Raw genomic sequence first — 15,081 nt, 5'->3', positions numbered from 1 at the left:
TTCAAACCGCAATCGACGGTAACGCTACCCCGGCGAGAGATTCGGCGCTGCTGGCCTGTTCGGCCATCAACCAGTCGACAAACTGCTGAATCAATGCGCCTCGGCGTTTGCGTTGCGGCAGCACCACGTAATAACCCAAGCGTGACAACGTGGTCTCGGCGATCGGCCGACACAGCAAGCCTTGGGTCAGCAAGTTATCCACAAGGTGGCGCCAGCCGATGGCAACACCCTGACCGCCAATCGCCGCTTGAATCAACAGGGTGTAATTGTCGAAACGCAATTGTCCCGGCGCCGGCGGGGTGCTGATGCCCAATTCGCGGAACAGCCCGCTCCAGTCAAACCAGTTGCTGCTGTTTTCCCCGCGCAGGTGCAGCAGTGGCAGCTCAAGTAACGCCTGGGCGGGCAAAGGCAGGGGTCGATCCTTGAGCAATTGCGGACTGCACACCGGAAACACTTCCTCGCTGAACAACCAATGGCTTTCGCCCTGTTTAAAGCGCCCGTCGCCGAACAGGATCGCTACATCGATATCGGTGCGCAGCATGTTGTGGCTGCGCTCGCTGGTGACCAGGCTGACATCGACGTTCGGGTTGGCTTCGTGGAAGCGATGAAGGCGTGGCATCAACCAGTACGCAGCGAAGGCGAAATCGGTAGCGACCTGCAACACCTCGTGTTGTTGCTGCGTACTGATCGCACTCAATCCTGCGTCGATATGTTGCAAACCGAGCTGAACCTGCTCGAACAGGATTGCTGCGCCCTCGGTCAGTTCGATCCCGCGGTAGATCCGATCAAACAATCGCGAGCCCAGCTGTTCTTCCAGACGCTTGATCTGCTGGCTGATCGCCGGCTGCGTGGTGCCCAGCTCAACCGCCGCAGCGGTAAAGCTGCGATGACGGGCCGCTGCTTCGAAGGCGCGCAACAGGTCGAGGGACAGATTACCGAGGGCTTCATACATAAGCAGTGCTTATCCTAGTCATTGTCCGGCGCGGGCTTTACCGGACAGAGCATGGACTCCATGCTCGATCGCAGCAATGTCGCATAAATATTCACTATGGAATGCCGCGATCACATGAAGCGCAAGAACATTCTTTTCATCATGGCCGATCAAATGGCCGCGCCAATGTTGCCGATCTACGGGCCGTCGCCGATCAAACTGCCGAATCTTTCGCGCCTCGCCGCTCAGGGCGTGGTTTTCGATGCCGCTTACTGCAACAGTCCGCTGTGCGCGCCGTCGCGCTTCACCCTGGTCAGTGGCCAACTGCCGAGCAAGATCGGCGCCTACGACAACGCCGCCGATTTCCCCGCCGACATTCCGACCTACGCCCACTACCTGCGCCGCCTCGGCTACCGCACCGCGCTGTCGGGCAAGATGCATTTCTGCGGCCCGGATCAGTTGCACGGTTATGAAGAGCGCCTGACCAGCGACATCTACCCGGCCGACTACGGCTGGGCGGTGAATTGGGACGAACCGGACGTGCGCCCGAGCTGGTATCACAACATGTCGTCGGTGCTGCAGGCCGGGCCATGCGTGCGCACCAACCAGCTCGACTTCGATGAAGAGGTGGTGTTCAAGGCCCAGCAATACCTGTTCGACCATATTCGCGAGGACGGCGACCAGCCGTTCTGCCTGACCGTGTCGATGACGCACCCACACGACCCGTACACAATTCCCAAGGCATTTTGGGACTTGTACGACGATAGCGACATCCCGTTGCCGACAACCCCCGATCAACACTCCCTCGATCCGCACTCACAACGCCTGCTCAAGGTCTACGACCTGTGGGACAAGCCGCTGCCTGTGGATAAGATCCGCGATGCACGCCGGGCGTACTTCGGTGCTTGCAGCTATATCGACGCCAACGTCGGCAAACTTCTGCAAACCCTCGAAGAAACCGGGTTGATCGATGACACCATCATTGTCTTCTCCGGCGACCACGGCGACATGCTTGGCGAGAAGGGTCTCTGGTACAAAATGCACTGGTTCGAGATGGCTGCGCGGGTGCCCCTGCTGATCAGTGCGCCGGGACAATTCACTGCCAGCCGGGTCAGCGCCGCGGTGTCCACCGCCGACCTGTTGCCGACCTTCGTCGAACTGGCCGGCGGCACCCTGGAACCGGGTCTGCCGCTGGATGGCCGCTCGCTGCTGACGCATCTGCAAGGGCAGGGCGGGCATGACGAAGTGTTCGGCGAATACATGGCCGAAGGCACGGTCAGCCCGTTGATGATGATCCGGCGCAGCGCGTACAAATTTATCTACAGTGAAAGCGACCTGTGCCTACTCTTCGATGTGCACAACGATCCGCGTGAACTCGAAGAACTCAGCCAGTCGCCGCAACATCGCCAGCTGTTCGACGATTTTCTCGCCGAAGCGCGCGCCAAATGGGACATCCCGGCGATTCACCGCGAGGTACTCGCCAGCCAGCGCCGCCGGCGTTTTGTCGCCGATGCTCTGACCATCGGCAAGCTGAAGAGCTGGGATCACCAGCCGCTGGTGGACGCCAGTCAGCAGTACATGCGCAACCACATCGACCTCGACGATCTGGAGCGCAAGGCCCGTTATCCACAACCCTGCCAAAACCAATAATGTAAGGGGAAGTCCATGCGCAAGTTATCCACAGCACTGACGATTGGCCTGCTGGCTCTGGGCAGCGCCTCGGCATTCGCCGAGCAAAGCTGCGAAACGGTGAAAATGGCCGACCCGGGCTGGAGCGACATCGCCGCGACTAACGCCATCACCGGGTTTCTGCTGGACGGCATGGGCTACAAGGCCAAGGTCGACACCCTCGCGGTGCCGATCACCTTCGGCGGTTTGAAGGACGGTCAGGTGGATGTCTTTCTCGGCAACTGGATGCCGGCGCAGCAGGGCTTCTACGACAAGTTCGTCGCCACCGGTGACGTCACGCAATTGGCGAAGAACCTCGAAGGCACCGAGTTCACCCTGGCGGTGCCGGATTATGTGTGGGACGCCGGTGTGCATAACTTTGCCGACCTGAACAAATACGCCGACAAATTCGAGAAGAAAATCTACGGCATCGGTTCCGGCGCACCCGCGAACATCTCGCTGCAGGAAATCATCAAGAAAAACGACTTCGACCTCGGCCAGTGGAAGCTGATCGAATCCAGCGAACAGGCGATGCTCGCCGAAGTCTCGCGGGCAGTGAAGAAACAGAAATTCGTCACCTTCCTCGGCTGGACCCCACACCCGATGAACGTGCAGCTGAAGATGCATTACCTCAAGGGCGGCGAGAAGTATTTCGGCGACACCGGCAGCGTCTACACCCTGACGCGCAAAGGCTACGCCGAGGCCTGCCCGAACGTGGGCAAGTTGCTGACCAACCTGACGTTCACCCAGGACATGGAGAACAGCATCATGGCTGAAGTGGTGAACAAGAAAGTCAGCAATGCCGAGGCGGTGAAGGCGTGGATCAAAGCCAATCCGGCGGTGCTGGACAAGTGGCTGGAGGGGGTGAAGACCGTGGATGGCAAGGATGCGTTGCCTGCGGTGAAGGCCAAGCTCTAACGCATTCTTGTGGCGAGGGAGCTCGCTCCCGCTGGAGTGCGCAGCGCTCCCAATCGGACTGACTGGGTTTTCGCAGACAAACCGAGTGGTCTGGTTTGCGACTGCTGCGCAGTCGAGCGGGAGCAAGCTCCCTCGCCACAGTGATTGGCGCGTCCTGATAACCTTGCATAAACCCACACACCGCGAGGACCCATGGCCCTGCCCAGTCGCCACTCACTCTTTCCCTTCCTGACCTGGCTGCCCCGGCAAACCCGCGCCAGCGTCGGCCGGGATCTGATCGTCGGCCTCAGCGGTGCGATTCTCGCGTTACCCCAGTCGATTGCCTACGCGCTGATCGCCGGCCTCCCACCTGAATACGGCCTCTATGCCGCAATCATCCCGGTGCTGATCGCCTGCCTGTGGGGCTCGTCATGGCATTTGATCTGTGGCCCGACTGCGGCGATTTCGATCGTGCTGTACGCCAGCGTCAGCCCTTTGGCAGTACCAGCATCGCAGGACTACATCACGCTGATTCTGCTGCTGAGCTTTCTGGCCGGGATCTTCCAGTGGCTGCTCGGCCTGCTGCGCTTCGGCGCACTGGTGAATTTCGTCTCGCATTCGGTGGTGCTTGGCTTCACCCTCGGTGCGGCCGTGGTGATCGCCATCGGCCAGTTGCCGAATCTGCTGGGGCTGGATCTGCCGGCGAAAGCCACGGCGCTGGCCAGCCTGATGGAGCTTCTGCAACACCTGCGGGCTGTGGATAAACCTTCACTGGTATTGGGTGTGGCCACGGTGCTGGTCGGTTTCGTGCTCAGACAACTGCTGCCGCGCTGGCCGACCCTGTTGATAACCCTGGTGCTCGGTAGTCTGCTGGTGTGGTTATGGCCGTCGATGTTCGGCCATGTGCATCTGGTCAGCGCCTTTGTCGGGCGTTTGCCGCCGTTCAGTGCGCTGCCGCTGGATCTGGATCTGATTCTGCGTTTGCTGCCGAGCGCCGTGGCGGTGGGCATGCTCGGGCTGGTGACGAGTCTGTCGATTGCCCGTTCGATTGCTGCACGTTCGCAGCAGTTGCTCGACGCCAATCAGGAAGTCCGCGCACAGGGTTTGTCGAACATCGTCGGGGCGTTCTTTTCCGGCTCGCTTTCTGCCGGTTCGTTTACTCGCTCAGGTCTGAGTTACGAGGCGGGTGCCTGTTCGCCGCTGGCCGGGGTGTTTTCGGCGATCTGGGTCGCGCTGTTCGCGATTTTCGGCGCCGGGCTGATTTCACACATTCCGATTCCGGCGATGGCCGGGAGCATTCTGCTGATCGCCTGGGGGCTGGTGGATCATCGCGGGATTCGTTCGCTGCTGCGGGTCAGCCGTGCCGAGTTCGTGGTCATGGCGCTGACCTGCCTCGCCACGCTGCTGCTGGAGTTGCAGACGGCGATTTATGCCGGGGTGCTGGCGTCGCTGTTCTTCTACCTCAAACGCACTTCGCGACCGCGGGTGCAACATTCGCGCGAAGGTGAGGAGGACGTGCTGCGGGTCGGCGGCTCGATCTTCTTCGGCGCCAGCCATTACCTGCAAGTGCGCCTGCAACGGCTGCACGGTACGCGGGTGGTGATCGAGGCGCAGCAGATCAACTTCATCGATTATTCGGGGGTGGAGATGCTGCATCAGGAGGCGCGGCGCCTGCTGCGTCAGAATCGCAGCCTGACCCTGCGCCGAGCGCGGCCACAGGTGGTGGAGGAGTTGCGGAGGCTGGAAGGGCCAGAGAAATGCCCGATCCGGTTTGAGGATTGATCCAACAAACACCGCATACCTCTGTAGGAGTGAGCCTGCTCGCGATAGCGGAGTATCAGTTGAAACATTTGTGTCTGACACTCCGCTATCGCGAGCAGGCTCACTCCTACAAGGGTTACTGCGCCAACTGGCGGCGTAGTTCGGCGAGCACCGGCGCCGTATCCGGACGCACCCCGCGCCACAGGTAAAACGCCTCGGCCGCCTGTTCAGCCAGCATCCCCAGACCATCCATCGAGACTGCCGCGCCATGCTCGCTGGCCCAGCGGCAGAACGCGGTCGGTTCCTTGCCGTACATCATGTCGTAGCACAGGGTCTGGTCCGGCTCGATCAGGCTCGTTGCAATCGGCGGCACGTCGCCGGTGAGGCTGGCGGAGGTGGCGTTGATGATCACGTCCACCGGCTCCTGCAACCAGTCGAAACCACTGGCCGACACCGGCCCCAGATCACAGAACAGCTCGGCCAGCAGCTCGGCCTTGTCCACCGTACGATTGGCGATGATCACCGATGCCGGCTTCTCCGCCAGCAACGGCTCCAGCGCGCCACGCACCGCACCGCCAGCACCGAGCAACAGGATGCGTTTACCGGTCAGGCTGAACCCGGCATTCGCCGTCAGGTCGCGCACCAGTCCGGCGCCGTCGGTGTTGTCACCCAGCAGCGAACCGTCAGCCAGTTTGCTCAAGGTGTTCACCGCACCAGCCCGTTGCGCGCGAGCGGTCAGGCTGTTGGCCAGGCGAAAGGCTTCTTCCTTGAACGGCACAGTGACGTTGGCGCCGCGACCGTCCTGGAAGAACGCCATGGCGCAGGCGCTGAAGTCGTCAAGCGGCGCCAGCAGGGTGCTGTAGTCGAGGCGCTGACCGGTCTGCTCGGCGAACAGTTTATGAATCATCGGCGACTTGCTGTGGCCGATCGGGTTACCGAAAACGACGTAACGATCCATCAGCAGTCCTCAGGCCTGGGCCAGCCAGTCGCGGTCTTGCAGGAAGTAGTCGGTCAGGCGCGCTTCTTCGCTGCCGGGCTCGGCCTTGAAGTCATAGGCCCAGCGCACTTGCGGCGGCAACGACATGAGGATCGACTCGGTACGCCCGCCCGATTGCAGGCCGAACAAGGTGCCACGGTCGTAGACCAGGTTGAACTCGACGTAGCGGCCACGGCGAAATTCCTGAAATTCACGCTGTTTGGCGGTGAACGCCTCGTGTTTGCGGCGCTGCACGATCGGCAGGTAAGCGTCGATGTAGGCATCACCGATGGCGCGCATAAAGGCGAAACTGGTGTCGAAGTCCCACTCGTTCAGGTCATCGAAAAACAGGCCACCGATGCCACGCGGTTCGTGGCGATGCTTGATGTGGAAGTAGGTGTCGCACCAGGCCTTGTAACGCGGATAGACGTCCGGCCCGAACGGCGCGCAGGCCTGTTCGGCGACGCGGTGCCAGTGGATGCAGTCTTCTTCGTTGCCGTAATACGGGGTCAGGTCGAAGCCGCCGCCGAACCACCAGACCGGCTCTTCACCTTCCTTCTCGGCAATGAAAAAGCGCACGTTGGCGTGGGACGTCGGCACATGTGGGTTGTGCGGATGGATCACCAGCGACACGCCGAGGGCTTCGAAACCGCGCCCGGCCAGTTCCGGGCGATGGGCGCTGGCCGACGGCGGCAGACCACTGCCGAACACGTGGGAGAAATTGACGCCGCCCTTTTCGATCACCGTACCGTTTTCGATCACGCGGGTACGACCGCCACCACCGGCAGGCCGGGTCCAGGCGTCTTCGACGAAGCGCGTGCCGCCGTCCTCGGTTTCCAGCGCGGCGCAGATGCGGTCTTGCAGGTCGAGCAGATAGGCCTTTACGGCGTCGGTGCGGGTCGTCATGGCTTCACCTTGAATCGGGCATAACTACGCGGGCGCCCCGCAGGCAGGGGGCGGCGCAAATGGGCGCGTAGCATAACACCGCAAACCTGCGCGCCGCAGTTGACGAAGATCAAGCAGGGGAGTTGGATAGGGGGCTTACAAACGACCCAAGGAGAGCAGGCAGATGGCAAAGCGTATCCAGTTCCGCGCCCACGGCGGTCCCGAAGTGCTCGAGTTTGTTGACTACGAACCCGCCGCGCCCGGCCCGAATCAGGTGCGGGTGGCGAACAAGGCGATCGGCCTGAACTTCATCGATACCTATTACCGCAGCGGTCTGTATGCCCCGCCAGCCTTGCCGTCCGGCCTCGGCGCTGAAGGCGCCGGCATCGTCGATGCGGTGGGCAGCGACGTCACCCGGTTCAAGGTCGGTGATCGCGTGGCATATGGCAGCGGCCCGTTGGGCGCCTACAGCCAGTTGCACACCCTGCCCGAAGCCAATCTGGTGAAGCTGCCGGACGAAATCAGCTTCGAGACCGCTGCCGGGGTCATGCTCAAGGGCCTCACCGTGCAGTACCTGCTGCGCCAGACCTATGAACTCAAGGGCGGCGAAACCATTCTGTTCCACGCCGCTGCCGGGGGTGTCGGCTCGCTGGCCTGCCAATGGGCCAAGGCACTGGGCGTGAAGCTGATCGGCACGGTCAGCTCGAAGGAAAAAGCCGAACTGGCCAAAGCCAACGGTGCCTGGGCAACCATCGATTACAGCCACGAAAACGTGGCACAGCGGGTGCTGGAGCTGACCGGCGGCAAGAAAGTCCCGGTGGTGTACGACGGCGTCGGCAAGGACACCTGGCTGACTTCGCTCGACAGCGTGGCGCCACGCGGGCTGGTGGTGAGCTTCGGCAATGCCTCCGGTGCAGTGGACGGAGTCAATCTGGGAATTCTTTCGGCCAAGGGCTCGCTGTACGTGACCCGCCCGACCCTGGCCACCTACGCCAACAACGCCGAGAACCTGCAGCGCATGGCCGACGAGCTGTTCGAGATGATCATCAGTGGCAAGCTCAAGGTCGACATCAGCCAGCGCTATCCACTGGCTGATGCGGCGAAAGCGCAGACCGAACTGTCGGCACGACGCACCACCGGCTCGACCATCCTGTTGCCCTGACCAACCTTCGACGTCTTGCCAGTCAGGGTTGCAAACCCACGGCTGGCAAGCAGTTCGAACGCGTTCAGCACCTCGGCAGATGACACTCCAACGGTTTCTGCACCACGTGGCCAACCGCCGGATCAGGCGGTTGAACCGCCGCGAGAATTTGCCGCCACTCGGCTGACAACACCCAGTAATCGCCGCGTGCGCGCTGGTCGATATGCAGGGCATTGGAGGCGATCGGCATCAGGCCGAAACGCTGGTAGAAGCGCAGCTGTTGCGATCTGCACAACGCGGTTACCCCGTTATAACCGCGTTTAATGGCCCACTCGGTAGCGGCCGCCAGCAGACCGTTGACCGCGATGGGCAACTGATTGGGCGTGTACGAGATCAAGCGACTGAATTCAACATGGCGCGACAGCGCTACTGTGGGAGAAACGTGTTGCTGCGCCAGCGATACCCACTCGAACGGCGCCGGAGTCGCCCTCAATACCGCCAACAGTTGATCGTGCCGATACAGCAGAAAATGGGTACTGCGCGACTTTATCGCCAGTCTGGTTTCGAGCATCCGCGCCCGTGAAGTCAGCATGTAATGCTGCAACCGAAGCCGAAATTGCCGATCGATAAACCGGTCGAACTCCTGAGTATCCGCCCCTGCCTCAAGCATCACGATGCGACAACCCTCATGGTGACTCTTCAACGTCACCTGAAGCGCCTGCAGGTAATCCGTGAGTTGCAAATTGGTAGTGTCCATTCTTTCTCCGCAGACCTTAACTTATCGAAGTGTTTCGAGTGCAGGGAAAGGATGGTTGCTTTTGCCGATTCCGCCACGCCAGAAAGTCTGATAATCAGGTGGGAAAAGTCAATGAATCCGGGTACTTGGCGACTTTTCCGACACTGAGACTGGCGTCATTGCAGGATAAATCGCAGGCAGACGTAGTCCTCCTCCCCATCAAGGCGAGGAAGACCCACGTTAAAGGTTTTCGAAAGCGGATCAGTCGGGGCGAATGACCTTGCCGGTTGCCAGATCGCGGATCACGCTGGGGTTCTTGCGCCCACCCAGTTGCCCGCCAAGGATCAGGTCGATCTGCCCACGGAAATACTGCTCGACGCGCAACCGCGTACGCGCCGCCGGCCGCCCCTGCGGGTTGGCCGAGGTGGAAATCAGCGGCCCGACCATCGAGCACAGATCCCGCACCTGCGGGTGATCGCTGACCCGCAGCGCCACCGTGTCATGCACGCCCGTCACCCATTCCGGCAACAGGTTCTGATGCGGCACCAGCCAGGTGTTCGGCCCCGGCCAGGTGCTGGCCATGCGGTCGATCCACTCTTGGGGGAAGTCTTCGAACAGAAAATCGAACTGGCGGATGTTGTCGGCGACCAGGATCAGGCCCTTGTCCACCGAACGGTTCTTGATCGCCAACAGACGATCCACTGCCTCTTCGTTCCACGGGTCGCAACCCAGCCCCCAGACGGCTTCGGTTGGATAGGCAATCACCGCCCCGGCGCGAATCTCTCGTGCGGCTTGTTGCACACGCCAACTGTTGACCATGAAAAAACTCTCCGAAAACAGGTTTTGCGCAGTTTACCGATCTTCCCTGTAAAACCTAGCGTGTCCTCGCCAGCCAGCGACCGTTTTCGCACACGGCCGAGCCATCCATTTCCAGCTCGGTGAGCGCCGCGAGGACTTTGGGCAGCGCCCAGCCGCTGCTGTCGGCCAACGCTTCACTGGTGTGCGGCGCGGCATGCAGCAGGTTCAACAGCGGATGATCGCTGCGCGGCGTGTCTGTGGATAACGGCAAATGCTGCCAGCCGCGCAGGGCTTCGAGGATGTGCTCGATGGTTTCCACCAGCACCGCGCCGTCGCGGATCAACTGATGGCAGCCGCGTGCGCCGGGGTGATGGATCGAGCCGGGAATCGCATACACCTCGCGGCCCTGTTCCGCCGCCAGCCGGGCAGTGATCAGCGAACCGCTGGCGACACTCGCCTCGACCACCAGCACACCAAGGGACAAACCGCTGATGATCCGGTTGCGCCTGGGAAAGTTGCTCGCCGTTGGCCCGGCGTCCAGTGGAAACTCCGAAAGCACGGCGCTGCCCGAGGCAATCATCGCGTCGGCGAGTCGGCGATTGCGCTGTGGATAAAACTTTTCCAGACCAGTGCCGAGTACGCCGACGGTTTGCCCGCCGACGTCCAGCGCCGCTTGATGGGCAGCCGCATCGATACCCAACGCCAGACCACTGGTGATGACGAAACCGGCCCCGGCGAGGCTGCGGGAAAACGCGGCGGCGGTGTCCATTCCCGGACGTGAAGCACTGCGGCTGCCGACCATCGCCAGTTGCGGTTTTTCCAGAATCAGCGGATCGCCAGCGACGAACAACAGCGGTGGCGGGTCAGGGATTTGCGCCAGCAGTGCCGGATAATCCGCCTGGTCCAACATCAATAAATGCTGGCCGGGCCGCTCTAGCCAGCGTAATGCATGGCTGGCGCCATCGCGTACTTCGGGGCTGCGCCGAGCCTCGGCCGACGCCGCCGGCAAACCCAGCGCACGCCAGGCACTGGCCGGTGCGCTGATGGCTTTTGACGCCGAGCCGAAGGCTTCAAGCAGTTTGGCAAAACGTTTCGGGCCGATTTCCGGCAAGCGGTGCAGGCGCAAACGCGCTTCCAGTTCCGCAGGGGAAACCGGCGTATGGGCAGACAGCATGGTGGATCATCCTTGATCGTTATAAGTCCCGAACCATTCGGAACAAGCTGTGGATAACTCTGTTGGTAACTTGTTAAGCGTGCTAAGGATTTCGCACCTTGTCGAGCACCGCCAGCGAGCGCGATGCGTTGAGTACCAGGCCGTAACTGAGCTTGTCGTAGGTGCGGAACACCATCAGCAAACCGGCTCGTTCATCGGGGATTTTCAGCGGCTGGCCGGTGACCCGATCGCGCACGGTTTCCCCGGTTTTCATCACCACCAGCACATTGCCTTCGGCCAGACCGTCGCGCTTGCCCTTGTTCAGAGTGACCACATCCATCACGCCGATCTGCGTGACGCCGCGCGGCACGTCGATGATCAGGCCGTTGATGTCGGTGCTCGGGGCGCTGGGCATGAAGGTCGAATTGATCGAGCGTTCTTCGCCGCTGAACAGGCGATCGCCCAGACGTACTTCCTGGGTGGTGCGTTGCAGGGCGAGGGTGGCGACGTCGCCTTCGGTGGCGACGATTTCACCGCCACCGATATCGTCGGCGTTGATCCCGAGAAACTCCTTGGTCTGCGGGTCGGTGTAGACCTTGCCCTGGCGGAAAATGCCGTACACCGGTTGATGCGGATCGAAGTGGCCACGGGCGAAGATCCGGTCGCCGGTGCCGCTGAGCACGCGCTCGGCATCGCCGGCGACGATGTACGGCGCCTTGTCGAAGTCCTCGACCTTGTCGACGATGCGGTTGCTCAGCAGGAAACTGTTGATCGATTTCAGCGGAATGCTCGGAATCGCCTCGGCCACCGGGCTGGTGCGGATGCGTGGCGACAGCTTGATCGTGCCCCGTGACTCGCCGCGATTGAGGGTCAGCTGCGGCTGGCCGTTGACGTAACTGAGCGTCAGCGTGTCGCCGGGGTAGATCAGGTTGGGGTTTTCGATTTGCGGATTGGCCCGCCACAGCTGTGGCCATTGCCAGGGCTCGCGCAGGTATTTGCCGGAAATGTCCCAGAGGGTGTCTCCCGAAACCACCGTGTATTGCTGTGGAAAACCATCCCTGAGTTGCACTTGCCCTTGTGCTGCCGCGGCCGAAGCCAGAAGCAGCAGGGCGAGTAGTGTTTTCCTCATGCAGCGAATCCCTTTATCATGTGCGTTCGCGTGAACCGTCAGAGCCCCCGTGGCTCGCTACTGCAAATTGCATTAGCTACGCTTCACAACGGTAGCCTGCATCTTCGGACCTGCCAGGCCATCGACCCGACTTTACTCAATACGTGCAGCAATCAGCCTATGGCCATTTTAAACATCCTCGAATTTCCGGACCCGCGTCTGCGTACTATCGCCAAGCCTGTGGCTGTAGTGGACGACGAAGTGCGTCAGTTGGTCGATGACATGTTTGAAACAATGTATGAAGCGCCGGGCATCGGCCTCGCCGCGACCCAGGTCAACGTGCACAAACGTATCGTCGTGATGGACCTTTCCGAAGACCGCACCGAACCCCGGGTGTTCATCAACCCCGAGTTCGAATCGCTGACCGACGAGATGGATCAGTACCAGGAAGGCTGCCTCTCGGTGCCGGGTTTCTACGAAAACGTCGACCGCCCGCAGAAGGTCAAAATCAAGGCGCTGGACCGCGACGGCCAGCCTTACGAACTGATCGCCGAAGGCCTGCTCGCGGTGTGCATCCAGCACGAATGCGACCACCTCAACGGCAAGTTGTTCGTCGATTACCTGTCCACGCTCAAACGCGACCGGATCAAGAAGAAACTGGAAAAGCTGCATCGCCAGAACGCTTGATGCCCTCCTTCAAAGGCTTGCTGCGGCAAGCCTTTTTCTTTTTATGAGACTCCCTTCATGACTGAGCCACTGCGCATCGTTTTTGCCGGCACCCCGGAATTCGCCGCCGAGCACCTCAAGGCCCTGCTGAACAGCCCTTACGAGATCGTTGCGGTCTACACCCAGCCGGATCGTCCGGCCGGTCGCGGGCAAAAACTGATGCCGAGCCCGGTCAAACAGTTGGCTCTGGAAAATAATATCCAGGTGTTGCAGCCGCCGACCCTGCGCAACGCCGATGCTCAAGCCGAGCTGGCCGCGCTGAAACCGGACTTGATGGTGGTGGTCGCCTACGGCCTGATCCTGCCGCAAGCGGTGCTGGATATTCCGCGTCTGGGCTGCATCAACAGCCACGCCTCGCTGCTGCCGCGCTGGCGCGGTGCGGCGCCGATCCAGCGCGCCGTGGAACACGGTGATGCCGAAAGCGGCGTGACCGTGATGCGCATGGAAGCGGGCCTCGACACCGGGCCGATGCTGCTCAAGGTGGTGACCCCGATCAGCGCCGACGACACGGGCGGCACGCTGCACGACCGTCTCGCCGAAATGGGCCCACCCGCCGTGGTCCAGGCAATTGCCGGTCTGGCCGCCGGAACCCTCGAAGGCGAAGTGCAGAACGACGAGCTCGCCACCTACGCCCACAAACTCAACAAGGACGAAGCGCGTCTCGACTGGAGCCGTCCGGCGGTTGAACTGGAGCGTCTGGTACGCGCCTTCAATCCATGGCCGATTACCCACAGCACCCTCAATGGTGAAGCGCTGAAGGTATTGGCCGCGACGCTGGCTGACGGCAAAGGCGCACCGGGAGAAATCCTCAGCGCCAGCAAGGACGGCCTGATCGTCGCCTGCGGTGAACAGGCGCTGTGCCTGACCCGCCTGCAACTGCCCGGCGGCAAGGCGCTGAACTTCAGCGACCTGTTCAACAGCCGCCGCGAGAAATTCGCCGTCGGCACCGTGCTCGGCGCCGTGGTGGCCGCGCAATGAACCCGCGTCTGGCTGCCGCCAAGGCTCTCGCCGCCGTGCTCAGCGGCAAGGCTTCGCTGAACAGCTCCCTGCCGACGCAACTGGACAAGGTCGAAGACCGTGATCGCGGTTTCACTCAGGATCTGGCGTTCGGCACCGCGCGCTGGCAGCCACGGCTGTCGGCGCTGGCGGAAAAGCTTTTGCAGAAACCGTTCAAGGCTGCCGACGCCGATGTCGAGGCGTTGCTGCTGGTCGGTCTCTATCAACTGCTCTACACCCGCGTGCCGCCGCACGCGGCCATCGGCGAAACCGTCGGTTGCGCGGACAAGCTGAAAAAGCCGTGGGCCAAGGGTTTGCTCAACGCCGTGCTGCGCAATGCCCAGCGCGAAAGCGAGACGATTTTCGCCGAGCTGGAACGCGACCCAGTGGTACGCACCGCCCACCCGCGCTGGCTGCAAAAATCCCTGAAAGCCTTCTGGCCGGAGCAATGGGAAGCGATCTGCGCCGCGAATAACGCGCATCCGCCGATGATCCTGCGGGTCAACCGCCGGCATCACAGCCGCGACGCCTACCTCGGCTTGCTCAGCGAGGCCGGCATCGCTGCCATGCCCTGCGTCTATAGTCGCGACGGCATCGTCCTTGAGGCCGCCGCCGACGTGCGCAGCCTGCCGGGTTTTGCCGAAGGCTGGATCAGCGTGCAGGACGAAGCCGCGCAACTGGCTGCCGATCTGCTCGATCTGGCCCCGGGCCAACGGGTGCTCGACGCCTGCTGCGCCCCCGGCGGCAAGACCTGCCACATCCTCGAAGCCGAACCGGCGCTGGCCGGCGTGGTGGCGGTGGATCTGGAAGCCAAGCGTCTGGTTCGGGTGAAGGAAAACCTTGAGCGGCTGGGCCTGAGCGCCGACCTGATCGCTGCCGACGGCCGCGACACCGCCGCATGGTGGGACGGCAAGCCGTTCCAGCGCATCCTGCTCGACGCGCCGTGCTCGGCCACCGGGGTGATCCGCCGCCATCCGGACATCAAGCTGACCCGTCAGCCGGACGACATCGCTGCCCTCGCGCAACTGCAAGGCGAGCTGCTCGACGCCCTGTGGAAAACTCTCGACGTCGGCGGCATCCTGCTCTACGCCACGTGCTCGACCTTGCCGACCGAAAACACCGAAGTCATCGCCGCGTTCCTTGAGCGCACGCCCGGTGCCCGCGAACTCGACCTGGCCACCACGGCCGGGATCAAACAGCCCCATGGTCGCCAATTGCTGGCCCAGCAGGGCGGGCATGATGGGTTCTACTACGCCAAGCTGATCAAGATCGCTGCCGCGCGCGGCTAAATGGATTGAATGGAGT

General features: G+C 61.9%; 14 protein-coding genes. 7 read left to right on the top strand and 7 right to left on the bottom strand.

What is annotated here, in order from left to right; genetic code table 11:
• Position 1 precedes the first annotated feature (1 nt).
• Complete coding sequence (locus AC1RBR_RS01165; RefSeq protein WP_492562590.1) at positions 2–952, bottom strand: choline sulfate utilization transcriptional regulator; 951 nt, start codon at positions 950–952, stop codon at positions 2–4.
• 114 nt (positions 953–1,066) lie between these two features.
• On the opposite strand from AC1RBR_RS01165, the gene betC reads away from it, so the two are divergent.
• From betC to AC1RBR_RS01150, 3 genes are all read left to right on the top strand, one after another.
• Positions 1,067–2,581 (top strand): choline-sulfatase, encoded by a 1,515-nt coding sequence (betC, locus tag AC1RBR_RS01160; RefSeq protein ID WP_492562589.1) that lies wholly within the window; start codon positions 1,067–1,069, stop codon positions 2,579–2,581.
• A gap of 15 nt (positions 2,582–2,596) precedes the next feature.
• Positions 2,597–3,517, top strand: coding sequence for a choline ABC transporter substrate-binding protein (gene choX / locus AC1RBR_RS01155; protein WP_492562587.1), 921 nt, complete (start codon positions 2,597–2,599; stop codon positions 3,515–3,517).
• A 192-nt stretch (positions 3,518–3,709) separates the two neighbouring features.
• The gene (locus tag AC1RBR_RS01150) at positions 3,710–5,278 is read left to right on the top strand and encodes a SulP family inorganic anion transporter (RefSeq protein WP_492562586.1); all 1,569 of its coding nucleotides are present in this window, start codon (positions 3,710–3,712) and stop codon (positions 5,276–5,278) included.
• A 115-nt stretch (positions 5,279–5,393) separates the two neighbouring features.
• Here the strand turns inward: AC1RBR_RS01150 and aroE are convergent, their stop codons facing one another.
• Together aroE and hemF are read right to left on the bottom strand one after the other, a co-directional pair.
• Entirely contained in the window at positions 5,394–6,215 is an 822-nt protein-coding gene (gene aroE, locus AC1RBR_RS01145) for a shikimate dehydrogenase (RefSeq protein WP_492562584.1), read from the bottom strand.
• Between the two features lie 9 nt (positions 6,216–6,224).
• Positions 6,225–7,139: an oxygen-dependent coproporphyrinogen oxidase gene (hemF, locus tag AC1RBR_RS01140; RefSeq protein WP_115986455.1), complete on the bottom strand. Its 915-nt coding sequence runs from the start codon at positions 7,137–7,139 to the stop codon at positions 6,225–6,227.
• A gap of 163 nt (positions 7,140–7,302) precedes the next feature.
• On the opposite strand from hemF, the gene AC1RBR_RS01135 reads away from it, so the two are divergent.
• On the top strand, positions 7,303–8,280 hold the full coding sequence (locus AC1RBR_RS01135) for a quinone oxidoreductase family protein (protein WP_492562583.1): 978 nt from the start codon (positions 7,303–7,305) through the stop codon (positions 8,278–8,280).
• 64 nt (positions 8,281–8,344) lie between these two features.
• Here AC1RBR_RS01135 and AC1RBR_RS01130 read toward each other — a convergent pair whose 3' ends face one another.
• The 4 genes from AC1RBR_RS01130 to AC1RBR_RS01115 all read right to left on the bottom strand — a co-directional run bounded on the left by AC1RBR_RS01130 (position 8,345) and on the right by AC1RBR_RS01115 (position 12,075).
• On the bottom strand, positions 8,345–9,016 hold the full coding sequence (locus tag AC1RBR_RS01130) for a hypothetical protein (RefSeq protein ID WP_115986454.1): 672 nt from the start codon (positions 9,014–9,016) through the stop codon (positions 8,345–8,347).
• A gap of 240 nt (positions 9,017–9,256) precedes the next feature.
• A complete protein-coding gene (gene tsaC / locus AC1RBR_RS01125; protein ID WP_007962683.1) occupies positions 9,257–9,814 on the bottom strand; it encodes an L-threonylcarbamoyladenylate synthase type 1 TsaC in 558 nt (185 codons plus the stop codon).
• 55 nt (positions 9,815–9,869) lie between these two features.
• Positions 9,870–10,967, bottom strand: a complete 1,098-nt coding sequence (dprA, locus tag AC1RBR_RS01120) for a DNA-processing protein DprA (RefSeq protein WP_095139777.1) — start codon at positions 10,965–10,967, stop codon at positions 9,870–9,872.
• Between the two features lie 82 nt (positions 10,968–11,049).
• Positions 11,050–12,075 carry a LysM peptidoglycan-binding domain-containing protein gene (locus tag AC1RBR_RS01115; RefSeq protein ID WP_492562580.1) on the bottom strand — a complete coding sequence of 342 codons (1,026 nt, stop codon included), beginning with the start codon at positions 12,073–12,075 and terminating at the stop codon, positions 11,050–11,052.
• Between the two features lie 159 nt (positions 12,076–12,234).
• On the opposite strand from AC1RBR_RS01115, the gene def reads away from it, so the two are divergent.
• Genes def through rsmB form a run of 3 tightly spaced genes read left to right on the top strand, consistent with a single transcriptional unit; the run spans position 12,235 to position 15,065 of the window.
• Positions 12,235–12,741 (top strand): peptide deformylase, encoded by a 507-nt coding sequence (gene def, locus AC1RBR_RS01110; RefSeq protein WP_027610272.1) that lies wholly within the window; start codon positions 12,235–12,237, stop codon positions 12,739–12,741.
• A gap of 57 nt (positions 12,742–12,798) precedes the next feature.
• Positions 12,799–13,758 carry a methionyl-tRNA formyltransferase gene (gene fmt, locus AC1RBR_RS01105; protein WP_204893938.1) on the top strand — a complete coding sequence of 320 codons (960 nt, stop codon included), beginning with the start codon at positions 12,799–12,801 and terminating at the stop codon, positions 13,756–13,758.
• Positions 13,755–15,065 (top strand): 16S rRNA (cytosine(967)-C(5))-methyltransferase RsmB, encoded by a 1,311-nt coding sequence (gene rsmB, locus AC1RBR_RS01100; protein WP_492562579.1) that lies wholly within the window; start codon positions 13,755–13,757, stop codon positions 15,063–15,065. The genes fmt and rsmB overlap by 4 nt, the downstream gene beginning before the upstream one ends.
• Positions 15,066–15,081 lie beyond the last annotated feature (16 nt).

Source organism: Pseudomonas sp. GW823-FHT01D03, assembly GCF_058798255.1.
This window is presented reverse-complemented; position numbering and strand designations above follow the sequence as displayed.